Origin of the sequence: Corynebacterium sp. LaCa78 (genome assembly GCF_046717505.1) — a bacterium.
Taxonomy (GTDB): Bacteria; Actinomycetota; Actinomycetes; order Mycobacteriales; family Mycobacteriaceae; genus Corynebacterium.
Genome location: NZ_CP177112.1, coordinates 417,238 through 438,383, shown reverse-complemented (window position 1 = coordinate 438,383; position 21,146 = coordinate 417,238). Strand labels below are relative to the sequence as shown.

22 protein-coding genes are annotated in these 21,146 nt (G+C 57.5%); 9 read left to right on the top strand and 13 right to left on the bottom strand.

Annotated elements, in window-relative coordinates; translation table 11 throughout:
- Positions 1–2: 2 nt before the first annotated feature.
- Complete coding sequence (locus ACLI1O_RS02220; RefSeq protein WP_239269094.1) at positions 3–1,310, top strand: class I SAM-dependent methyltransferase; 1,308 nt, start codon at positions 3–5, stop codon at positions 1,308–1,310.
- Between the two features lie 11 nt (positions 1,311–1,321).
- Positions 1,322–2,824, top strand: coding sequence for an FAD-binding oxidoreductase (locus tag ACLI1O_RS02215; RefSeq protein WP_239269096.1), 1,503 nt, complete (start codon positions 1,322–1,324; stop codon positions 2,822–2,824).
- Between the two features lie 106 nt (positions 2,825–2,930).
- On the opposite strand, the gene ACLI1O_RS02210 is transcribed toward ACLI1O_RS02215, so the two are convergent.
- From ACLI1O_RS02210 to rpsH, 7 genes are all read right to left on the bottom strand, one after another.
- Complete coding sequence (locus tag ACLI1O_RS02210; RefSeq protein WP_239269098.1) at positions 2,931–3,071, bottom strand: hypothetical protein; 141 nt, start codon at positions 3,069–3,071, stop codon at positions 2,931–2,933.
- A 142-nt stretch (positions 3,072–3,213) separates the two neighbouring features.
- Entirely contained in the window at positions 3,214–3,660 is a 447-nt protein-coding gene (gene rplO, locus ACLI1O_RS02205; RefSeq protein ID WP_005277000.1) for a 50S ribosomal protein L15, read from the bottom strand.
- A 3-nt stretch (positions 3,661–3,663) separates the two neighbouring features.
- Entirely contained in the window at positions 3,664–3,849 is a 186-nt protein-coding gene (gene rpmD, locus ACLI1O_RS02200; protein ID WP_005276997.1) for a 50S ribosomal protein L30, read from the bottom strand.
- Between the two features lie 3 nt (positions 3,850–3,852).
- Positions 3,853–4,476 carry a 30S ribosomal protein S5 gene (gene rpsE / locus ACLI1O_RS02195; protein ID WP_005276995.1) on the bottom strand — a complete coding sequence of 208 codons (624 nt, stop codon included), beginning with the start codon at positions 4,474–4,476 and terminating at the stop codon, positions 3,853–3,855.
- 40 nt (positions 4,477–4,516) lie between these two features.
- A complete protein-coding gene (gene rplR / locus ACLI1O_RS02190) occupies positions 4,517–4,918 on the bottom strand; it encodes a 50S ribosomal protein L18 (RefSeq protein ID WP_023025204.1) in 402 nt (133 codons plus the stop codon).
- 3 nt (positions 4,919–4,921) lie between these two features.
- Positions 4,922–5,458, bottom strand: a complete 537-nt coding sequence (gene rplF / locus ACLI1O_RS02185; protein WP_023025203.1) for a 50S ribosomal protein L6 — start codon at positions 5,456–5,458, stop codon at positions 4,922–4,924.
- 15 nt (positions 5,459–5,473) lie between these two features.
- Entirely contained in the window at positions 5,474–5,857 is a 384-nt protein-coding gene (gene rpsH, locus ACLI1O_RS02180) for a 30S ribosomal protein S8 (protein WP_005276990.1), read from the bottom strand.
- A gap of 354 nt (positions 5,858–6,211) precedes the next feature.
- On the opposite strand from rpsH, the gene ACLI1O_RS02175 reads away from it, so the two are divergent.
- Positions 6,212–6,460 (top strand): DUF6457 domain-containing protein, encoded by a 249-nt coding sequence (locus tag ACLI1O_RS02175; RefSeq protein WP_005276987.1) that lies wholly within the window; start codon positions 6,212–6,214, stop codon positions 6,458–6,460.
- Positions 6,460–7,278: a formate dehydrogenase accessory sulfurtransferase FdhD gene (fdhD, locus tag ACLI1O_RS02170; protein WP_239269102.1), complete on the top strand. Its 819-nt coding sequence runs from the start codon at positions 6,460–6,462 to the stop codon at positions 7,276–7,278. Before ACLI1O_RS02175 ends, fdhD begins: the two co-directional genes overlap by 1 nt.
- Here the strand turns inward: fdhD and ACLI1O_RS02165 are convergent.
- The gene (locus tag ACLI1O_RS02165; RefSeq protein ID WP_411706924.1) at positions 7,275–8,060 is read right to left on the bottom strand and encodes a formate/nitrite transporter family protein; all 786 of its coding nucleotides are present in this window, start codon (positions 8,058–8,060) and stop codon (positions 7,275–7,277) included. The genes fdhD and ACLI1O_RS02165 overlap by 4 nt on opposite strands.
- A gap of 610 nt (positions 8,061–8,670) precedes the next feature.
- Here ACLI1O_RS02165 and ACLI1O_RS02160 point away from each other — a divergent pair.
- Together ACLI1O_RS02160 and ACLI1O_RS02155 are read left to right on the top strand one after the other, a co-directional pair.
- Positions 8,671–9,195, top strand: coding sequence for a sortase (locus ACLI1O_RS02160; protein ID WP_239269105.1), 525 nt, complete (start codon positions 8,671–8,673; stop codon positions 9,193–9,195).
- 233 nt (positions 9,196–9,428) lie between these two features.
- Complete coding sequence (locus tag ACLI1O_RS02155; protein WP_411706923.1) at positions 9,429–12,845, top strand: choice-of-anchor M domain-containing protein; 3,417 nt, start codon at positions 9,429–9,431, stop codon at positions 12,843–12,845.
- A gap of 1,210 nt (positions 12,846–14,055) precedes the next feature.
- On the opposite strand, the gene rplE is transcribed toward ACLI1O_RS02155, so the two are convergent.
- The 3 genes from rplE to rplN are packed head-to-tail and all read right to left on the bottom strand — an operon-like array spanning position 14,056 to position 15,297.
- A complete protein-coding gene (gene rplE / locus ACLI1O_RS02150; protein ID WP_005276969.1) occupies positions 14,056–14,607 on the bottom strand; it encodes a 50S ribosomal protein L5 in 552 nt (183 codons plus the stop codon).
- A 2-nt stretch (positions 14,608–14,609) separates the two neighbouring features.
- Positions 14,610–14,924, bottom strand: a complete 315-nt coding sequence (rplX, locus tag ACLI1O_RS02145; protein ID WP_005276967.1) for a 50S ribosomal protein L24 — start codon at positions 14,922–14,924, stop codon at positions 14,610–14,612.
- A 4-nt stretch (positions 14,925–14,928) separates the two neighbouring features.
- A complete protein-coding gene (gene rplN / locus ACLI1O_RS02140) occupies positions 14,929–15,297 on the bottom strand; it encodes a 50S ribosomal protein L14 (RefSeq protein WP_023025193.1) in 369 nt (122 codons plus the stop codon).
- Between the two features lie 543 nt (positions 15,298–15,840).
- Between rplN and ACLI1O_RS02135 the strand changes: the two genes are divergently transcribed.
- A complete protein-coding gene (locus ACLI1O_RS02135) occupies positions 15,841–16,179 on the top strand; it encodes a hypothetical protein (protein WP_284772178.1) in 339 nt (112 codons plus the stop codon).
- 291 nt (positions 16,180–16,470) lie between these two features.
- Here the strand turns inward: ACLI1O_RS02135 and ACLI1O_RS02130 are convergent, their stop codons facing one another.
- The gene (locus ACLI1O_RS02130; RefSeq protein WP_239269107.1) at positions 16,471–18,498 is read right to left on the bottom strand and encodes a sucrose-specific PTS transporter subunit IIBC; all 2,028 of its coding nucleotides are present in this window, start codon (positions 18,496–18,498) and stop codon (positions 16,471–16,473) included.
- A 124-nt stretch (positions 18,499–18,622) separates the two neighbouring features.
- A complete protein-coding gene (locus tag ACLI1O_RS02125; RefSeq protein WP_239269108.1) occupies positions 18,623–19,831 on the bottom strand; it encodes a glycoside hydrolase family 32 protein in 1,209 nt (402 codons plus the stop codon).
- A 20-nt stretch (positions 19,832–19,851) separates the two neighbouring features.
- On the opposite strand from ACLI1O_RS02125, the gene ACLI1O_RS02120 reads away from it, so the two are divergent.
- Together ACLI1O_RS02120 and ACLI1O_RS02115 are read left to right on the top strand one after the other, a co-directional pair.
- Complete coding sequence (locus ACLI1O_RS02120) at positions 19,852–20,736, top strand: carbohydrate kinase family protein (RefSeq protein WP_239275515.1); 885 nt, start codon at positions 19,852–19,854, stop codon at positions 20,734–20,736.
- Positions 20,733–21,128 carry a multidrug transporter gene (locus ACLI1O_RS02115; RefSeq protein WP_239269110.1) on the top strand — a complete coding sequence of 132 codons (396 nt, stop codon included), beginning with the start codon at positions 20,733–20,735 and terminating at the stop codon, positions 21,126–21,128. Before ACLI1O_RS02120 ends, ACLI1O_RS02115 begins: the two co-directional genes overlap by 4 nt.
- The last annotated feature ends 18 nt before the right edge of the window (positions 21,129–21,146 follow it).

The following is a 21,146-nucleotide window of genomic DNA, read 5'->3' as shown; positions in this document are numbered from 1 at the left end:
GAATGAGCAAAAAATTCACGCCGATGACCGTTGCTGAGATCATCGACGTCTTCATCCCTAGTCCCAACCCGTTCCGCTGGGAGGCCTTTGATGGCTCGGCCACCGGCCCTGTCGATGCCGAATACAAGGTCACCATCAATAGCCTTGGCGGACTTGCTTATATCGCCACCCACCCAGGCGACGTCGGATTCGCCCGCGCCTATGTCACCGATGGCATCTCTGTAGAAGGCGAGCACCCCGCCCACCCGTACGGCATCTTCAATGCCCTGCACGCCATGTATGACAAGTTTGAAAAACCCAGCGCTAAAGACTTGGCCCGCGTGGTTCGCTCGCTGGCTTCCATGGGCGCTTTCCACATCCAGCCGGTGCCTGAGGTAGAGCGCGCCTCTTGGCTGCGCCGCAAGCTGCACGATGGCCTGTCCAAGCACTCCAAAGAGCGCGACGCCGACGTTATTTCTGATCACTACGACGTGGGCAATGACTTCTACGAGCTCTTCTTGGGCGATTCCATGACCTATACCTGCGCCTACTTCCCCACCCCGGACGCCACCCTGGAGGAGGCACAGGAAAACAAGTACCGCCTCATCTTTGACAAGCTGCGCCTGAAAGAAGGCGACACCCACCTAGACGTGGGCTGTGGCTGGGGCGGCATGGTGCGCTACGCCGCACGCCGCGGCGTGAAGTCCATCGGCGTGACCTTGTCGCAAGAGCAGGCCGAGTGGGGCCAAAAGAAAATCGAGGAAGAAGGCCTACAGGATCTGGCCGAGGTCCGATTCATGGACTACCGCGATGTCACCGAAGAAGGCTTTGATGCCATCTCCGCCATCGGCATCATCGAGCACATCGGCGTGCAGAACTACGATGACTTCTTCAAGTTCATGTACAGCAAGCTCAAGATCGGCGGCCTGATGTTGAACCACAACATCACCTACCCGGATAACCACAAGACGCCCAAAGGCGGCTTCATCGACCGCTATATTTTCCCCGATGGCGAGCTCACCGGTTCCGGCAACGTCACCAAGGCCATGCAGGACAATGGCTTCGAGGTCTTCCACACCGAATCCCTGCGCTTTGATTACATGCGCACCCTGCACGAGTGGTGCGAGAACTTGAAGGAGAACTGGGAAGAGGCCTGCAACCTGGTAGGCCTGCCCACCGCCCGCCTCTACGGCATCTACATGGCCGGCTCGGAGTGGGGCTTCGAGCGCAATATCATTAACCTCTACCACTTCTTGGGCATCAAGCTCGGCGAGGCCGGCTCCCGCGCCGGCGTGCCTGAGCGCCGTTGGTGGGAAGACAGCCGCTTTTAAAAGGAGCCCATATGACCCTTTTGGATCACTTACGCGAGCGCGTTTCTGCCCTGCAGCCGCGCCCCGTCGACGCCGTGCGCATCGAGCCCGTAGGCTGGCAGGCCCACCGCGCCGGCGTAGACACCTTACTGCGCAGCTTCCGCGAGGTCCCCGCCGGCAAGCGCGTGCGCTTGGCCAAAAAGACCTCTAACCTCTTTCGCGGCCGCAGCGAGAATCAGGTAGGCCTTGATGTCTCCGACCTAGGCGGGGTTATCGAGGTCGATCCCCTCGCCCGCACCGCCGATGTGCAGGGCATGTGCACCTACGAGGACTTGGTCGATGCCACCTTGCCGCACGGCCTCATGCCGTTCGTCGTTCCGCAGCTTAAGACCATCACCCTGGGCGGCGCGGTGACCGGCATGGGCGTGGAATCCACGAGCTTCCGCAACGGCCTGCCGCACGAGTCCGTCATCGAGATGGATATCCTGACCGGCACCGGCGAAATCCTTACCTGCTCGCGCGAGCAGAACGTCGATCTCTTCCGCCTCTTCCCCAATTCCTACGGTTCTTTGGGCTACGCGGTGCGCCTGAAGATCGAGCTCGAGCCCGTCCCGCCTTACGTGGAGCTGCGCGAGCAGCGTTTCCACACGGTGGAGGAGGCAAGCCGCGTGCTTGCCGATGTCTCCGTCAACCACACCCACGAGGGTGAGTCCGTCGATGGCCTAGACGGCGTGGTCTTTTCCGAGGACGAGGCTTACCTCGTCTTCGCCCGCTTTACCGATGAGGAGGGCCCTACCTCCGATTACACGCGGGATAAGATCTACTACCGCAGCCTGCAGCACGCCCAGGGCATGCGACGCGACCGCCTTACCATCCGCGACTATATCTGGCGCTGGGATACCGACTGGTTCTGGTGCTCGCGTGCCTTTGGCGCCCAGAACCCCAAGGTGCGCAAGGTCTGGCCGCGCGAGCTGCGCCGCAGCTCCTTCTACTGGAAGCTGGTGCGCCTGGACCGCAAGTACGAGTTGGAGTACAACTTCATCAAAAAGCCGCACGGCAAGCCGCGCGCCGAGCGCGTGGTCCAGGATATCGAGGTCACCCCGGAAAACCTCCCGGAGTTCCTCCACTGGTTCTTCCAGGCCTCCGATATCCAGCCGGTCTGGCTCTGCCCCATCCGCCTGCGCGATGGTGTGGGCGATCTCGTGGGCACCGGCGATATTGCCGCCGAGTCCCAGGACCCCTGGCCGCTCTACCCGCTGCGCCCCGGAAAGACGTGGGTCAACGTCGGCTTCTGGTCCGGTGTGGACGGCGATCACGTCGATCCCAGCGCCCCCGGCAATGGTGCGTTCAACCGCGTCATTGAAGAGAAGGTCAATGACTTGGGCGGCCACAAGTCGCTGTACTCCGAGGCCTTCTACTCCCGGGAGCGGTTCGAGGAGCTCTACGGCGGAAAGCTTCCCGATGCCATCAAGGCCGTAACGGACCCCGATGACCGCTTTCCCGGCCTCTTTGAAAAGACCGTGGACGAGGCCTAGGACGGGTCCCAAAACACATAAGGGTGGAACGCTAGTGAAAGCGTTCCACCCTTTTTGCAGCTACGGGCCCAATCCCTGACAGGGCCCGAGGCTTTAATCAGCGCGACTACTGCGCTTGGGCCACCTGCGCGGTCTCAGCGTTATCCGGCTGGGACAGCTGCGGGTTGGTGTCAACGGGGCCGGTGGAGCCGGCGAGCGCAAGCACGGCGGAGATGACAGCGGCAAGGAATGAAGAAATGGACGACATAGCAAAATCCTAGCTAGTAGGGATGAGTGTTTACGGTGATAACACTACCACTGCCATGCATACGCCCGCATAGATCGACTACACCCCCTCACCCCGCACATAAGGTGCGAGGAAAGGGGGTGTAGTTATTCCCTAGTCCAGATTACTTGGTGTTGGCGGAACCGCCAGCAGCCTCAATCTTTTCTACAGCGGACTTGGAGAACTTGTCTGCGGTGACGTTCAACTTAACGTTGATGTCGCCGCTGCCCAGAACCTTGACCGGCTGGTTAGCGCGGACGAGGCCAGCAGCTGCGATGTCAGCGACGGTGATGTCGCCGCCATCGGCAAACTTCTCGGCCAAGTCAGCCACGTTAACAACCTGGTACTCAACGTGGTTCGGGTTCTTGAATCCCTTGAGCTTAGGCAGACGCATGTGGATGGGCATCTGTCCACCCTCGAAAGCAGCGGGAACCTGCTTACGAGCGCCGGTACCCTTGGTACCGCGACCAGCGGTCTTACCCTTGGATGCCTCACCGCGGCCAACGCGGGTCTTGGGCTTATTTGCTCCTGCGGTTGGGCGCAGGTCGTGCAGCTTGATGATATCAGCCATGGTTTACTCCCCTGCCACTTCTTCGACGGTGACCAGGTGGCGAACCTTGTGAACCATGCCGCGGATGATCGGGGTGTCCTGCTTAACAACGGACTGACCGATGCGCTTGAGACCCAGAGCCTCAATGTTCTTGCGGTGGTTCGGCTTGGTGCCCACCAGGCCCTTTACCTGTGTAATCTTCAGAGCCATTGTTTATGCCTCCTGACCTGCGCGCTTGCGCAGCATACGGGCCGGGGTGACCTCTTCGATGGACTTGCCACGGCGTGCGGCAACCTCTTCGGGGCGGACCAGCTGCTTGAGGCCGTCCACGGTTGCGCGGACGACGTTGAGTGCATTGTCGGAGCCCAGGGACTTCGACAGAATGTCCTGCACGCCAGCGCATTCAAGCACTGGACGAGCAGCACCGCCGGCGATGACACCAGTACCAGGAGCGGCGGGCTTCATCATGACGATGCCCGCTGCGTCGCGACCCTCTACCGGGTGGGTGATGGTGCCGGCAACCATAGGTACGCGGAAGAAGTTCTTGCGAGCCTCTTCTGCACCCTTCTGGATTGCAGCCGGAACTTCCTTAGCCTTGCCGTAGCCAACGCCTACCTGGCCCTGGCCGTCACCAACGACGACGAGAGCGGTGAAGGACATGTTGCGGCCACCCTTGACGGTCTTGGAGACGCGGTTGATGGTCACAACGCGCTCGATGTACTTATCGCGCTCGTTGTCCTGCTGGTTACGACGATCGTTGCGACGGCCGTTGCCGCCGCGGTTGTTCTTGTTGTTCTCGGCGGAGCGTCCGCCGTCACGCTGTTCACGGTCCGACATTACGCGATCCTTCCGTTGATGTTTCCGTTGACGATGATCATTAGAACTTCAGACCACCTTCACGTGCGGCGTCTGCCAGCGCAGCGACGCGGCCGTGGTACTTGTAGCCTGCGCGGTCAAAGACGACCTGCTCAATGCCAGCGGCCTTGGCGCGCTCAGCAATCAGTTCGCCCACCTTGGCAGCCTTTGCCTTCTTATCGCCCTCGAATGCACGGATGTCCGCTTCCATGGAGGATGCGGAAACCAGGGTGTGGCCTGCCAAGTCATCGATGACCTGGACGTGCATGTGGCGCGAAGAGCGGTGCAGGACCAAGCGCGGGGACTCAGGGGTGCCACGCAGGGTCTTACGGATACGGAAGTGGCGGCGTGCGCGTGCTTCGCGACGACGAGAAGAAATGTCCTTGCCGACTGGAGTGCGCTTCGTGTTTTCAGTGTTTGCCATTGCTTACTTACCCGTCTTTCCGACCTTGCGACGGATCTGCTCGCCTTCGTAGCGAATACCCTTGCCCTTATAAGGATCGTCCTTACGCAGGCGACGGATATTAGCGGCGATCTGTCCGACTAGTTGCTTGTCAATACCGGTAATGGACAGCTTGGTGTTGCCGTCCACTGCGAAGGTGATTCCCTCCGGAGCCTTAATGAGGACCGGGTGGGAATAGCCCAGGCTGAATTCCAGGTCCTGGCCCTTTTGCTGCACACGGTAGCCGACACCAAAGATTTCCATCTTGATGGTGAAGCCCTCGGTCACGCCGATGACGGCGCTGTTGAGCAGCGAGCGGGACAGGCCGTGCAGTGCACGGTGCTTGCGGTGATCATCAGGGCGGGAAACGGTCAAGATGCCGTCTTCCACGTTGATGGTGATCGGATCCGGAACGTTTACGCTCTGGGTACCCTTAGGGCCCTTGACCTCAACGTCTTGGCCGTTGATGTTGATTTCGACGCCGTTTGGTACGGCGATCGGTGCTAGACCGACTCGAGACATGTGTCAAACCTCCCTTTACCAGACGTAGGCGAGAACTTCTCCGCCTACGCCCTTCTCCTCAGCCTGACGGTCAGTCAGCACACCGTGGGACGTGGAAATGATAGCCACGCCCAGGCCGCCCAAGACCTGTGGCAGTTCGGTGGACTTTGCATACACACGCAGACCCGGCTTAGACACGCGACGCAGACCAGACAGGGAACGCTCGCGGTTGTTGTACTTCAGCTCGAGGGACAGGGTGTGGCCCTCAACGGTGTAGTCAGCGATGTAGCCTTCCTGCTTCAAGATGTCAGCAATGTTTGCCTTCAACTTGGAGGTAGGCATCGACACGACGTCGTGGTGTGCGTTACTTGCGTTACGCACGCGCGACAGCATGTCGGCAATAGGATCAGTCATAGTCATATGAGTGACCGTGTACCTTTCTCGTTGCGGTTCCCGTGCTCACCAAAGCGTTTTCCGTGTGATTTCGGGCTACTCACGCTCCTCACGGTCAATACCGCAAGGCGCTCGCCACCCTTTGATTCAGACAACGGTCCGCTATAAACGGCGAGGGGCCTACAACAAAGTTGATGTTCAATTCTTTTTCGGCTCTGCGTTTTACCAGTTCAGCACGCAAAACCCGCAAGGCTTTGCGCGTGCACCGGCTGCAGCGCAGGCACGCCGGAACACTTTACGCCATATCCTGCGGTTTTCCAAATAAATCCCCTGCATTCATTACAGTCGGATACAGCGCCACATAGTTGAGGAGTAGTTGAGATGAGTACCGAGAACGAAGATCCGATCCGCACCGCCCACCAATGGCTTGAAGAAGCCGCGCGGCTATTAAACCTCGAGCCACATGAGGCCACGGCGCTGACCCGGGAACTGCTGGATTTAACCAAGGACGTGGCCCATACCCAGTCGCGGCCGGCAGCACCGTTGACGGCGTTCGTGGTGGGGTTGGCATCGGCAAGCACGGCAGAAGCCAAGGTAAATATCGAAACCCTCAAGGAGGCGCTGAAGTAATGGCCGGACGCAAGAATGCCACCTTCGCTGTCACGAAGGTCCGCTTGGGCGAGCATACGCAGGTAGATACCCGCGCCGATACCGTCGCCGGTGAGGAGCCGCTTGAGATTCGCGTGGGCGGGCAGACCATCACCACCACCATGCGCACCCCGGGCCACGATATTGAGCTGGCGCACGGTTTCCTCCACTCCGAGGGGCATATTGCCGCGCTTTCCAATGTCACCACTGCCCGCTACTGCGCCGGTTCCACCGTCGAGGGCATGAATACCTATAACCTGCTGGACATAGACTTGGTGAAGAATACGCCGTTGGACTTGAGCGATCTCCGCCTGACCACGACGACGTCCGCCTGCGGGGTGTGCGGCACTTCGTCCATCGAGGCGCTGGCAAAGAAGTCGCGCTACCCCATCCCCCAGATCCCCGTGGACCCACAGCTGGTGGTCCAGCTGCCGGAGAAGCTGCGCGCCGCCCAAAAGGAATTCCGCAAGACCGGCGGAATCCACGCCGCCGGCGCATTTACCCTCGAGGGTGAGCCGGTGGTCATCCGGGAGGACATCGGCAGGCACAACGCCGCCGATAAGGTTATTGGCCACCTGCTCATGGAAGAGCGCCTGCCCGCCGATGACCTCATTTTGGTCATGAGCTCCCGCGCCAGTTTCGAGCTGGTCCAAAAGGCCGCCATGGCCGGTTTTGGCATGCTCGTTGCCGTCAGCGCCGCCTCTTCCCTTGCCGTAGAGACCGCCCGCGAGACCGGCATGGCGCTAGTGGGCTTTGCCCGTGCCGATCGCTTTAACCTTTATTCGGGCACGCTGGCCTAGTCGCGGTAATCTTCCGGCCCATTATTGAGCCAGGCGTACACGCCACCGATGAGCAAGCCGCCGCCGATGAAGTTGCCAATCCACACCAGCGTCCAGTTGAGAGCAACATTGCCAACGGTCAGCGCGGCCGGCAGCGGATCGCTGCCGAAGAAGGTGAGCGCGAAGAGACAGAAATTGGCAATCACGTGCTCCAGGCCTAGGCCCACGAAGATGCCGATGATCGGGACGATGACGATGAACTTCGACACGATTTCCTTGGCAAAGACCGCGCCAACGATGCCCATATTGACCACGAAGTTCGCGGCCATGCCCTCCACGAGCATTCCCTGCGGGGATTTGGTCAGCTTGCCTTCAGAGATGGTGACCAACAGGTGCGAGGGATCCATATTCGCGAGCTTGGCAGACATGCCCATGACGGCGGCAAAGATGATGGCGCCGACAAGGTTAAAGATCGTGGTAATAAGCAGTACGTAGAAGGCCTTGCCCCAGGACAAGTGTTTCTGCATCGCCCCGTAGACCATGTACATCATATTGCCCGTGGCCAGCTCAGCACCGAGGATAACGATGGCGAAGAGGCCTAGGCCGAAGAACAGGGCAAAGATCACGGAGCCCAAGCCTGGGGCAAGCTCTTCCACCGCTTGGCCAACGACGCCGGCAAATACGGTGCCGATGCACAGATACACACCGGCGAGAATTGCGCGGACAGAAAATCGTGAAAATGATTGATCGAGTAGGGCGGCCTTTTTCAGGGATCCGGCCTTGGCAGTTTCGTTGAGAGACACCGTTTTTATTTTCCTTATTTAGCTGTACTTATACGGACAAGAGAATCACGGAGTATCGTAGCGGTTAGCGCAACCGCTGCCTCGATAAGCCGGAAAAGAAAATTATTACTCTAAGCTGGGTTCACACCCACCCCTATTGTCCCTAGTTTCCTCGGAGGTCGCAGTGGAGCACCAAGACCACCCACGGAGGAAGGGATCTCACTTATCCGCAGCGCAACCGCGCCACACTACATCCTTAAATCACAACACTCCAGGCCATGCTTCTAGCGTTGCTGATAAAAATTCCCGGCCCAAAGGTGGATCTGGCCGGCACCATTCCACAGAGCGCGATTGGCGGAAAGCAGAGCATCACGCGCGTCACATCCAAAGCCGTTACCCGAATCGCAGGATAAAAGAGACCTCAGCTCCAAGGCACCGAAAAGCCCCTTCTTCCCCTTGGGATCGCTTTAAAGGCGCATGGGCGTCCTCCGGAGTCCTTCGAGTCTCAGCCGGCATCGTTGCAACGATCCTCGTCATCAGCACGATCGATCGCAGCATCAATACGTCCGAACGCAACATCAGCTCGCCCGAAGGATTAGATACTAACCAAGTTTCTGCAGAAAATGCTCCCGTGTTCGAACCGTCCGCGGCAGTAGAAATGTTTATCCCTGCCATCGACGTCCATGCCCAATTTGAGGATGGCACGTGCCGCGTAGTCGATGGCGCCATAAACCCTGACACCATGGATAAGGCTTGCACTTATACTGCCGATGACCGCCCCTACTCCCTGCCTAGAACAAATGCCGACGATATCGTCGTTATCGCTTGGCACACCGGCGCCGGCGTGCCTGCCGTATTCAATAAGCTTTACGATGGCGCTGCCAACGAGCACAAGGTCAGCATCGGCGACAAGCTGTACGTACGCACCAAGAATTCCGACCAGAACTGGCTCACCTACACCGCAACCGATCTCCATGACCCCGATAAACAAGGCCTAGCCGGTGACTCCAGCGTATGGGGCGAGGACGCGATGCCAGGCAGGCTGCTGACGACTAGCTGCATCCAGCCCGCCAATCCCCTCGAGGCCGCCGTGCGCAATGCCGTCGTGGGATGGCAATTCGAGGGCACCACCCACACCGCGGACGACAAAGTTTAACCGCTCAGCAGCACTGCGGTCACTCGCCCGCCTTCCGCTTATCCGCTCCTTTTCCTCAGCTTTACACAGTCCCCGCTTCCGCAACCGGAGGTGGGGACTTTCTATATCTTCTTTCCCAGCTCGCGGGCAAAGGTTCACTATTTTCAACAACGCTAACGATAACGGTTTGCAATAGTGTAGTATTCGTCGCAACCTATATAAAAGTTCACTGCACCTAACCTTGGGAGAACCTTATGCCGTTGCGCACCTCACTACCGCGCCTTGCCACCATAGTCGTGGTCTTGGCGCTCGCGTTATTCCACGCTCCCTTCGCCCTCGCTGAGGACGCCCCACTTGTCCGCACCCAAACGCACGTAGATTCCCCGCACGCGGTGTGGAAGGACGGAAACTTCAAACTCATGTCCAATAGTGCGGGCCTAGTCCCCATCGAGGACACGATCAACTGGGTCAGCCACGGCCGCGTCGATGGCGGCCTAGGAGCCTATGCCTGGCGCGTTCCCGATGACCCGCGCTTCGAGTTTCTCAATGCCGAGAAAAACCAGCTCATGTACTACGGCGGCCCCGCAGTAGGCTTCCCGAAAAACACCATGCCCATCTGGGCTGGGTTCGGTGCCGCCGCGGATCTTCCCACCGATCAATTCCGCGATAAATCCTTCAACATGGAAATCGTTGATTTTAAGGGCCCCGGCCGCATGGAGCTGTTTACCTACAGCGACGAGAACTATCCTCTGAACCGCCTCTGGTCCTCCCACGACCCGGGATTCCGTACCACCTGGGTCAATGCAGGCACGCACACGCATAACGCCACGACGTTTACCCGTCCTGGCCACTACGAGGTCACCTACCGCGCTTCTGCGCGAAAGAAGGATGGCACTTTCATCCACTCCGAGCCACAAACCTTGGTCTGGCAGGTAGGCGGAACCAACCCCGCCGAGCGCACGATCACCGACCTTGATACCGCCTTTAACGACGCCAAGTCTGAATACTCAGGCTCCGAAGGGGCCGAGTCCAACGCTCCTATATTTAAGATGGCTCCCTCCAAGGCCGATACAAAGGGCGCGAAGCAAGGCATCCTCACCACGCTCTCCCTCGATACTGGCAATGCCAAAGACTCCGGCCGCGCCGTATTCACCATCAACGGCCACTACCTTGCCGAGCGCAAGGTAGAAGGCGGTAAAGCTTCGTGGGATGAAATAATTGGTGATGAAGAATCCAACTTCCAAGCCATCTTTATTCCCGACAATGATTCCCCAAGCCCTCGCTGGGTATCCGAACCCGTAAAGTCCTGGACCAGCACCGATGGGGAAAAGGACGATGAAGATGCCGAAGCTTATACAACGAAAAGCGGCGAGCTTCCTACCCCTGAGATGGAAGAGATAGAGCCGTTTGAGACCGATCCCCTTAAGATCGAGAGCTCAGATATCACCGTGTCCACCAGCGAGGTGTACGGCGATGGTGACCGCAATATCGACATCACCGTAGAGCCCGAAGATGACCGCACCACGGTGCGCGTTACCGGCGGTTTCTACAAGGTAAATGGCGAACCGATGACCAGCCTGCCGGAAAAGCATATTGCAGATTGCGAAATCAGCTTTACTTCCGGGCCGGGGCAAAGAACGAGCAGGCAACTCATCGATAGTTGTAAGCAGCCCGGATACCAACTCATGCTGCGCATCGTTCCTGATTCCCGCTCCGATGCCGGTGGCGCCACGCTATTTAGCCATACTCACAAAGATGCTTATGAGCCGATCGCTGAGACCACCGTCTCGTTCGCTGAGGCTTCTGACTCCACGGATTCACAGGAACCAGAAGGATCGGAGAAGCCAGAAGACTCCGACGCCCCAGAGAAGCCGCAGGATTCGGAAGAATCAGAAGGCTCTGCCCCATCCAAGAATCCATCGCCTTCCACGACCTCGAAGCCTTCTGTTCCCAAGATCCCCTCACCCAAGCCGCAGAACCCGAAGGATAAAGACACCCCGCACAAGGAGCTCAATCTGCACCGGGGTCACGTAGATATCTCCCCGATCCACGAAGATGGTGAGCTGCACCTGGGCATCAAGGACGAGACGAACCTGTACCACATTGGTGCAATCTGGCGTAAGCCTTCCGATGTCTTTTTCACCGTTCCAAAGCAGGTCAAGTCCACTTTGAACAAAGACATTCCGCACTTTGGAAAGAAAGGCAGCGCTGCCTACGTCCTGCCAGAGACACAGCGCACCGGTGTAGTGTGGCCTGGGCTCAGCACTGAGGATGCTTACAAGGACACCAAGAAGAATTACACCTTTACCTTCACCCCCGTCAGCGCCCCGAAGGACGGCGAATGGTTGGCATACCAGGCTGATCAGACCGGGCTGGACCAGCGCGTTGCCGGCAGCGATGACACGCATTCCTACACCACCGAAACCGCAGAACACATGCACCTCAACTGGGCATTCAACAAACCCGGTACGTATGAAGTTGGTGTCACGGTCGCAGAAAAAGACGGTAAGCCTGCGAAAAAGGCTGTTCTGCGCTTCAAGGTAGCTACCGAGGATTCATCATCTGCTGCCCCACCCACTACTGGGAACGACAGTGCCACTGAAGGCGACTCCAACGGCACGGAAAGCACCACACCGTCGAAGGAACCAAGCCCAGAGACAACGGAACCTGCTCCCAGCGCAGAACCGTCTAAGAAGCGCGAGATTACCAAGGGCCACATCGACTTCGGGCCAAAGGTTGTGGACAACAAGCTCGGCTTCTATGTCAACGAAGACGACCAACACAACGTGCCTGAAGACGTAGCGCTGCGCATTCACGATGCCCGCCGCGTGACGGTCGCTGACTCCCTGGCTAAGACGCTGTCTTTTACCGGAATGGTAAAGACTGGCTCAACGATCTACCACCTACCATTGCAACAGGACCACGACGCTGTGTGGCCGGGGTGGGACACGATCAAGGTGGGGCAAGACTACCGTGACGCCGCGATCGAAGTTCGCCCTAAGTCGGCACCTACGGACGGAAAATGGTGGGCCGGCCACACTGCCTCCCTAAACACACCGGCACGCACCTTAGCCGATAGCAACGGTACCCATACGATCAAAGGCGTTGAGGATGGTCCTTTCCACGTCCACGCGCACTGGATTTTTACCGAACCAGGGCGCTACGAAATGGAAATGCGCACCGTCAACAACGACGGCGACAAACTCACCGACTGGCACACCGTGACCTTCCTCGTGGGCGATTCAACCACCCAGCCCGGTGGAAAAGGCACTGACAAAGAAGGCGAAGAGGAAGAGGGCAAGCCCGCAGACTCCTCGAAGGTTAAGCAGCCAGGCGCTACCAAGCCAGATAACGGCTCGAATAGCACCGACACTAATAAGCCGGGGGCCGATAAGTCCAAGGCAACTAACTCATCTGGATCGAATGCGGGCGCTAAGGCATCCATGGGAAATGGCGCTGGGAAGTCGAACGGCTCCACCAAGTCCACTACTGCTAAGGGCGCAGGCAGTGGCTCTGGTCCAAGCTCCGGATCCGGCGGAGGCTCTTCCAGCCCCCACAACGGCGCACTAGCTTCTACGGGTGCCAATATCGGTTGGGTTCTCGTGCTCGCCGCACTCTTTGTTGTCGGCGGCATAGTACTGGTGAAAAAGCGGTCTAAAGGCAGTCAGTAGCCCTCAAGCTCCGGGGTTCGTTGACCGCCCAACCGCAACGAACTCTCACCGAGGAACTGCTCCACGACCTTAGAACCCAAGAAGCATCAACCCCTAACGCAGAGCTCAGCCCCGAGCATGGTCGATTACTAGCTCGGGCCGGGCTCATTTTGCGTTTTAAAGTGGTTTTTACGCACCAAGCCTTTAATCTCTGCCCGAATAGGTTGGAAGCTAACCTGGACTGCTGCATTCAGCATGTTAAACATAGTTCAATGGAATATGCCGGGTATCTACCTACCTTCCTGATTCATTCCTTTTGACAAAGAAAAACTATGCATAATAAATTTAGCTAACTGTTTACGGGTTCTTGGGAAAGTCAGTGGAAATTGAGCCCGTATGCAGTGATGACCCAAATAAGTGATAGAATAGACTGACCACTAAGAGAAATTGGGTCTATGCCGATCACCGTGATGACCTGAGCTATTTATAACCAATGGATGGACGAAGGCTCCCCCGTGAGAAATGTGATTAGCTTTGTTTAGTCGTATATCGAAATCTGTTTTACTTCCTTTAATCATTCTTGTATCCACTTCTCTAGCGGGCTTTTTCTGGGGAGAATTAAGTGTTTTCCCTCTTGCTATGGCAGTAATATACTTGACCCTGTATAACGCCTCTATACGTAGAGATTTTTACCCAAGATCGGAGTCTGGGGTATTTTTCGTCGGGTTTGTGCTATCCATTTTTGGTGGATTAATGAATGATTCAAACTACACGTTCTCCCTCGGGCTAATGATAGGTTCGACCCTCCTTATGTTAATAAGACTTAATAAGGAGGACTCAACCGGACCAAGGAAGTGAAGTGTCTGGCCATATAGCTTTTACCATGGCCACTGATATTCCCATCTACTTCTGCCGTCCAGGATCGCCGTGGGAGAGAGGCAGCAACGAAAACACCAACGGTAGGCTCAGAAGAAACCTTGCCAAAACAGTGGCCTGTACATCTACGCCGCCACGGACCTAGAGATGATCGCCAACATTCACAACCACAAACCACGCAAAGCACTCAACTGGCGCACCCCAGCCGAAGTCATGACCAACGCCCTGACACAAACCGGTAGTATCACACCCAAGTAACCGTCATCGTTGCAATGACCCCTAGAATCCACAGATGACAATAAAACTAAAAGGTCCCAACTCCTTCCATGGAAGTTGGGACCTTTTAGCGATCTATTTACTTGAACGGGAAGCCGAGCTCGCGCAGGAGCTTACGGCCCTCCTCGTCGTTGGTAGCACTGGTAACGACGGTGATATCCATACCACGGGGACGATCGATCTTGTCAATGTCGATTTCGTAGAACATGGACTGCTCGGACAGGCCGAAGGTGTAGTTACCGTGACCGTCAAACTGCTGGTCAGACAGACCACGGAAGTCACGAATACGTGGCAGCGCGATGGTCAGCAGACGGTCCAGGAACTCCCACATGCGGTCGCCACGCAGGGTAACGCGTGCGCCGATGGGCATGCCTTCACGCAACTTGAAGTTCGCGATGGACTTCTTTGCGCGACGCAGCTGCGGCTTCTGACCAGTGATAGCGGTCAGGTCCTCGAGAGCGCCATTGATGACCTTGGAGTCACGAGCAGCTTCGCCAACACCCATGTTGACGACCACCTTGGTGACGCCAGGGATCTGCATGACGTTGTCGTAGTTGAACTCTTCGTTCAGGTTCTTGCGGATTTCCTCGCGGTAGCGAGTCTTCAGACGCGGGGTGTAGTTCTCGCTCATTTTTAGATGTCCTTCCCGTTGCTACGCGCGATACGGACCTTTTTGCCGTTCTCGTCGAAACGGTAGCCCACGCGGGTCGGGTTGCCCTCGGAGTCAACGATCGCAACGTTGGACACGTGGATCGGGGCTTCTTGGGTAACGATTCCACCGGACTCAGCGCCACGCTCGGTAGCGGAGTTTGCGACGTGCTTCTTGATGCGGTTAACGCCCTCAACGAGGACCTTTTCGCGCTTCGGGTATGCCTCGATGACCTTGCCCTTCGCACCCTTATCTGGGCCCGAAATGACAATCACCATATCTCCCTTATGGATCTTCATAAGATTAGATCACCTCCGGTGCTAGAGAAACGATCTTCATGAAACGCTTGTCACGAAGTTCACGAGCAACCGGGCCGAAGATACGGGTACCGCGAGGTTCGCTATCGCCCTTCAGAATAACTGCAGCATTCTCGTCAAAGCGGATGTAGGAACCGTCTGGACGACGGGTCTCCTTCTTCGCACGGACGATAACTGCCTTAATTACATCGCCTTCTTTTACGCTGCCGCCTGGAACAGCGTCCTTGACGGTCGCGACAATTACGTCGCCGATGCCAGCGGAGCGTCGGACAGAGCCACCGAGAACGCGGATGCACAAAATTTCACGTGCACCAGAGTTGTCGGCGACGCGCAGACGCGATTCTTGCTGAATCACTATGGGTCTCCTGACCTGGATTGATGTGCGACAAGATTTCCGTCCTTGCCACACGCGGTCTACAAACTTGCTGTGCTCGAGCCTTTACAACGAACACCGTAAAGCGTCGATGGGTCTCGGACCGGCGATTCGGAAACGCACCGCTACGGACCGACCAGCTCTCGCAACCTATACATTCAACCATATGGGGGTGGCGCTTTCCAAACTTCGAATGCGAAGCAACTTTTCGCCCTAGCACCCCCCTATTTAGGACAGCTGTGCCTGGTTTTAAATAATCGGACGATTTTTCTTTGCGCAGCGGTAATGCAGCACAAAGAATCCTGTTAATCTTTAGATCCGTTTATCTCTCAGACGGACTCTTCCCTATTCCACTGCCCCCTAAGGACAAAAATAAATCGCATACCTAAAGTTCTGACCGCCACGGCGTTAGCTGGCGCCCTCACCTTCGGCGTCACACCCACCGCCCCTACGCCGGAAGCAAACGCTCAGGCGCAAAGTGGAATTGGAATTGCTGCCTTAGCAGCAGTTCTCGTAATCGGTGGCGTGACGTGGTACCTCGCCAAGGACGGCATTACCTACATCAGAGATCAATCTCGGACTCACTTGGAGCCTACTCCAGAAGAGAAGGCCGCCTCCCAAGAAATGATCAAAAACAACAAAGAAGAAGTAATCGCTCAAAGTGGCGCAATCGAGGAAACAGCTCCTGAGCAGGCCCCCGTCGAAACACCGGTGGAAGCCGAAGCACCTGCAGCTGTTGAGGCTCCGCGTGGCATGGCGGCAGAAACCGGCTCGAACACTGTCGCTCGGCTCCTGGCAGCCCTCAGCATTGCAGCAATGATGCTTGGCGGCGTGTTCACCGCCCGCCGGAAATTCTTCGCATAGTTCAATTCTCTTGCACTAAACGGTAGGTGTGCGTTAGCACTCGTATTCCTGAGTAGTCCTAAGGCAATTTCCCACGCGATTGGCCCACAACAAAACTTAGCCGTGCCGGTGTTGGTAGCGACCGACTTGGCGGTCTCTTATGGTTTCTAGGGGATCGATACCGTAGCCATTGTCACCGTGGTGACACCAGCCGCCCAAAGCCTGGGCAACGGCGCAACGGCGCCTAATGAACACCTGCAAGTAAAAGGCTGGGTTTATCCCCAGCCTTTCTTGTATCAGAAACCCCAGCCCTTAAGACGTTGCTTCCTTTGTAGAAGTCTCCGCAGTCTCCTGCTGAGCCTTCGGGTCAACGGTAAATAGGTCCGTCCCAGAGCCAATGAGCTCGCCCTCGCGGAAAGCCGCGGTGGGAATAACGGGACCGGTCTTCTTGGCGTTGGACACAACGATTGGCGTCGTTACCGGCAGCCCCGCTTCCTTGATGGCCTCGATATCGAATTCAGCCAGGACCTCGCCTTGCTTGACGGTATCGCCCTTATTGACATGCGAGGTGAAGTGTTCGCCCTTGAGGTTTACCGTATCAAAGCCAATGTGCATAAGGATGTCAATCGGTCCCACCGCTGGGTCGTCTACGCGCAGGGCGTAGGCGTGGTGGGAAGGAAAGGTCACGGTGATGGTGCCATCGGCAGGCGCGACGAGCTTGCCGACGGTCGGTTCGATAGCAACGCCTTTACCTAGCTTGCCCCCGGCGAACATGGGGTCCTTAACTTTGGATAGGGGCACAGCATTTCCCTCTAGCGGGGAAAATATTGTCGCGGCATCTGCGGCGGCGGAAGCGCTGGCAGCAAACTCTTCAGCAGCCTCGGCGGCCATAGCCTGTGCGGCGGGAGGATTGACCTCATCAGGATCGATGGTGCCGTTGCGGTGGATGAGCACCCGCCCGTACAGGTAGGCCCCGATGAAGGCTGCGGCGAAGGAGATGACACCACACAGCAAGAAGGTCGGGACAAAGCGGGGGACGGAAACGAAACCAATGAAGCCGGCGGCACCGAGGGCATCCGCAAGCACGCCAAAAATGGCGATAAACGTAGACGCAATAGCTGATGCCGCCATACCGATATAAAACGGCCAACGCAGGCGCAGGTTAACGCCGAAAATCGCGGGCTCAGTAATACCAAACAGTGCCGAGATACCTGAGGCGCCGGCCAAGCCCTTGAGCTTTTCGGAGCGCGCCAAGAAGTACACGGCCAAGGCCACACCACCTTGGGCAATATTGGCCATCGAGGCAATGGGGAAGATGAAGGAACCGCCCTCATTCCACAGCATCGTCTCAATGGGCGGGAAGGATTGGTGTAGGCCGGTAATGACGATCGGCGAATAAACCAGACCGAAAAGGAAGCCCGCCACGGGACCGGCAAAGTCATACAAGTTGGCCAGCCCCATGCCCAACCACTCACCGGCGGTGCGCAAGATTGGGCCCAGCCCCATAAAGGTAATAAAGCCCGTCACCAGCAGGGTAAGCAGGGGTGTAAGCATGAAGTCCACGGTGCCCTTGAGGTGCTTGTGCAGGAACTTTTCAATCGTCGCCAGGATCCAGGCGATGACCAGAATGGGCAAGATGGAGCCCTGGTAGCCAGCTTGGGCAACGTCGATGCCAAAGATATCCCAGTAGGGCATCTCGCCATTTTCAATAGCCTCGGCAACGTTATAGCCGCTAACCAAATCCGGCATGACCATCGCCATGGCCATGCCAGCGCCGAGGAATTCATTGCCGCCAAAGCGCTTAGTAGCAGTAAAGCCCACAAGGATGGGCAAGAAAGCAAAGGGAGCGGATGCCAGGAGGTTGACCAGCCCAGCAAAACCTTCCCACGAGGGATACATTTCGATGACGGATTGATCCCCAAATAGTCCCGGCGCGGTCAGCACATTATTTAATGCCATCAACAAACCGCCGCCGAGCAGGATGGGGATTAGCGGAACAAAGATATCGGCCAAGACCTTGACCGCGCGGGAAAACCAGTTGCCGGATTCCGCGGCAATATCCTTCAAGCGATCGGTGGACACGGCGACGTCCTTGGAAATGGACTTGGTCATCTCCTGAAAGACGATATTGACATCACCCGGGCCCACGATGACCTGGAACATGCCACCGGCTTCGAAGGTGCCCTTCAGATCCGGATCGTTGTCTAGCGCTGCGGTATCGACCTTGTCCGAATCATCCAAGACCATGCGCAAGCGCGTGGCGCAGTGGGCAAGGGCAATAATATTTTCTTCGTCGCCTAATGCCTTCAGGGTGCGGGCGGCGACCTCTTTATGCTCCATGGACCGACCTTTGTTATTTAGGTCACATCAAATGACCGGATGTGATTGGCTACTTCCCATTTAAGTCTGTTTGGACCCAAATGTCCACAAAGCAAAAAGCTGTCGACCCTAGTTTCGCAGGGTCTTAGTCCAGCGGCTCCCATGCCTGCCAGGGAGCATCCCCAAAAACGGCGAAGGACGCGGCGATGCGACCGCCGCCGGCAAAGACTTCTACGGCGCAGCCATCGGCAATGAGCCGCATTTCTCCATCGGGGCATGTGATCGGCTCACCGCCGTTGAAAGAGATGGTGCCACCGCCTTGCACCACGCGGAACGCTTCCTTCCCGGTGGCGTCGACAAGCGCATAAGCCCCCTCCCCCGTTACATCGATGGTCGAGCCAAAGCCGTCCCTGCCGCGGGTTTCCGGCAGCGCAGGCCACAGCGGTTCTTGACACAGGTAGTTATCTTCCAGCCACAGCCGCCGCGGAATAGTCAAGGTATGCACCCACCCCTGCGTTGGCGTCTCATCATGACCGGGCATGCCCATCCAGCCCAACAGGATATTTTCCTCGGTTGCTTGCGGCGCATAAAACTGCGTGCCGTGATCCAGAAGGGTAAAGCCGCGCTCAACGTGGAAATTAAGCCCGTCCAAGGTGCCGACGACGTAGCCACACCGGTCCGTTTCCTCCTGTGGGCAGAAGATCAGCACGTGTTTATCCCCAAAGGTCAGCAGGTTGGGACACTCCCACATATAGCCACCGGGAAGCTGCGCGGGATCATCAAAAACAAGCTCACCTTGGAATTCCCACCGCTTTAAATCCTGCGAATAATACAGCACGATGGTTCCGCGTTCGTCTTCCGTTTGCGCACCAATGACCATGCGCCCTCCCTCCCCGGCGCGGGAAATATGGGGATCGCGGAAATGGCCGGTATATCCCTCCGGAGAATCAGCGATGAGCGGGTTGTCGGTATCGCGGACATAGATCCCGCCTTCTGGCCCGGAAGGGTCTATAACCCGCACGCGGTTCTGCGACGGGATGCGGCGCCCGTCTTCTTTCAAGTTCCCCGTATAAAAAAGCCACACGTCAGTGCCGTCAACAACGGCCCCGCCGGAGTAGCACCCATCCTTGTCATAGGGCAGGTCAGGATAGAGCGCATCGGGATAATGCCGCCATGGAGTAGGCGCGGACACCGTGGTGGTGGCGTGACCCCAGCCAGTCCGCTTGGGCTTGTGCGGAAAAGCAGGGTCATGCTGGTAATACGCGTGCAGAATATCGCCATCCACAAAAAGGCCATTGGGGTCATTGAGGCGGCCCAGTGGTGGGGCAAGGTGAAAGTTCGGTCGGTGGTTCATGTCCCCGATACTATGGAACTATGACTATTCATGTGTGCGGCGAAGGCCTCGTGGACTTGGTTCCGGTATCCCCCGGCCGCTTGAATGACCTCACCCCGGCGCTGGGCGGCGGCCCCTTCAACGTGGCCATCGCGGCGGCGCGCTTGGGCGCGGACGTGGAGTTTCAATCGCGGATTTCTACCGATGGGTTTGGCCAAGAATTATTTCGACGCTTGGAGGAAGAAGGCGTCGAGACCGCCCACGTGCAGCGCGGCGAAGAACCGACCACCTTGGCGGTGACCACCATCGCGGAAAACGGCACGGCTTCTTATAACTTTTATGTGGAAGGCACCGCAGATCGCTTCGTTGAGCCCAAACTAGCTCCGGCAGATATCGCCTGCTTCGGTACCGTCTCCCTGGCCTTGGAACCGGGCGCTTCCCGCTACGCGCAGCTGCTCAGGGACTTCGCCGCACAGGGAACGCTCGTGGCCCTAGATCCCAATATCCGGCCCTTTTATGCCACCGAAGCGCATAAGAAATTCCTGACGGATTTGCTGCCACACGTCTCGGTGCTGAAGCTATCAGATGAAGAGGTGGACTTTTTAGGCGAGGACTTCACCAACCAAGTGCCCATCGTGGTCACCACCCGCGGCGGCGACGGAATTAGCGTCAGGGCTGGGGACACGTCCCTCGACGTTCCCGCCGCCGCAGTTGAAGTCACCGATACCATCGGTGCCGGCGACACCATCATGGCAGCCCTTTTGGCGCAATTAGATGAACGTGGCCTCGATGTGGACAAGGCCGCAGCACTAAGCGCCGAAGAGTGGCGCGAAATCCTCCACTTCGCTGCCACCGCAGCCGGCATCACCGTCTCCCGCACCGGCGCCAATCCCCCACTGCGCAAGGAAGTAGAGTCTGCCCTATGAGCTATACCAAGCGCACGCTGTGGATACACCTGGGACTATTCCTCTTAGCGTTCCTCGCGTTCATCCTCCCCGTCGTCGTCGGCACCGCAGCCCTACTCCCCCTCTGGCTCTCGGGTGGAGTAAGCATCATCCTTGCAGCGGGCGCGCTTATCGATGCCGCCTTTAAATTCTTCGCCCCCGCCTCCCCACGCAGCCTCAAGCTACTCTCCGGCATCGCCGGCATCGTGCTGCTGGTGGGCTGGGTAATCTGGATCTACATATACGGCAACATGGCGGCCGTGGGTACGGGCACCTACCGCATTGGCAATTTCCTGTTGAGTGTCGGCTGCGTGCTCAACCTCTTCATCATCGCCATTTCGGTTTTGGACATCCGCCGGTTGGCGCGGCAGTAGCCAAGCCAAACGCTCCTG

Bases quoted from the DNA above. Each gene is read 5' to 3' on its own strand.
- ACLI1O_RS02220 (WP_239269094.1), top strand. From the start codon at position 3: ATGAGCAAAAAATTCACGCCGATGACCGTTGCTGAGATCATCGACGTC.
- rpsH (WP_005276990.1), bottom strand. From the start codon at position 5,857: ATGACTATGACTGATCCTATTGCCGACATGCTGTCGCGCGTGCGTAAC.
- ACLI1O_RS02120 (WP_239275515.1), top strand. From the start codon at position 19,852: ATGACTATTCATGTGTGCGGCGAAGGCCTCGTGGACTTGGTTCCGGTA.
- ACLI1O_RS02125 (WP_239269108.1), bottom strand. From the start codon at position 19,831: ATGAACCACCGACCGAACTTTCACCTTGCCCCACCACTGGGCCGCCTC.
- rplO (WP_005277000.1), bottom strand. From the start codon at position 3,660: ATGGCTGATATCATCAAGCTGCACGACCTGCGCCCAACCGCAGGAGCA.
- rpmD (WP_005276997.1), bottom strand. From the start codon at position 3,849: ATGGCTCTGAAGATTACACAGGTAAAGGGCCTGGTGGGCACCAAGCCG.
- rplF (WP_023025203.1), bottom strand. From the start codon at position 5,458: ATGTCTCGAGTCGGTCTAGCACCGATCGCCGTACCAAACGGCGTCGAA.
- fdhD (WP_239269102.1), top strand. From the start codon at position 6,460: ATGGCCGGACGCAAGAATGCCACCTTCGCTGTCACGAAGGTCCGCTTG.
- ACLI1O_RS02115 (WP_239269110.1), top strand. From the start codon at position 20,733: ATGAGCTATACCAAGCGCACGCTGTGGATACACCTGGGACTATTCCTC.
- ACLI1O_RS02175 (WP_005276987.1), top strand. From the start codon at position 6,212: ATGAGTACCGAGAACGAAGATCCGATCCGCACCGCCCACCAATGGCTT.
- rplR (WP_023025204.1), bottom strand. From the start codon at position 4,918: ATGGCAAACACTGAAAACACGAAGCGCACTCCAGTCGGCAAGGACATT.
- ACLI1O_RS02130 (WP_239269107.1), bottom strand. From the start codon at position 18,498: ATGGAGCATAAAGAGGTCGCCGCCCGCACCCTGAAGGCATTAGGCGAC.
- ACLI1O_RS02155 (WP_411706923.1), top strand. From the start codon at position 9,429: ATGCCGTTGCGCACCTCACTACCGCGCCTTGCCACCATAGTCGTGGTC.
- rplE (WP_005276969.1), bottom strand. From the start codon at position 14,607: ATGAGCGAGAACTACACCCCGCGTCTGAAGACTCGCTACCGCGAGGAA.
- ACLI1O_RS02215 (WP_239269096.1), top strand. From the start codon at position 1,322: ATGACCCTTTTGGATCACTTACGCGAGCGCGTTTCTGCCCTGCAGCCG.
- rplX (WP_005276967.1), bottom strand. From the start codon at position 14,924: ATGAAGATCCATAAGGGAGATATGGTGATTGTCATTTCGGGCCCAGAT.
- ACLI1O_RS02210 (WP_239269098.1), bottom strand. From the start codon at position 3,071: ATGTCGTCCATTTCTTCATTCCTTGCCGCTGTCATCTCCGCCGTGCTT.
- rpsE (WP_005276995.1), bottom strand. From the start codon at position 4,476: ATGTCGGACCGTGAACAGCGTGACGGCGGACGCTCCGCCGAGAACAAC.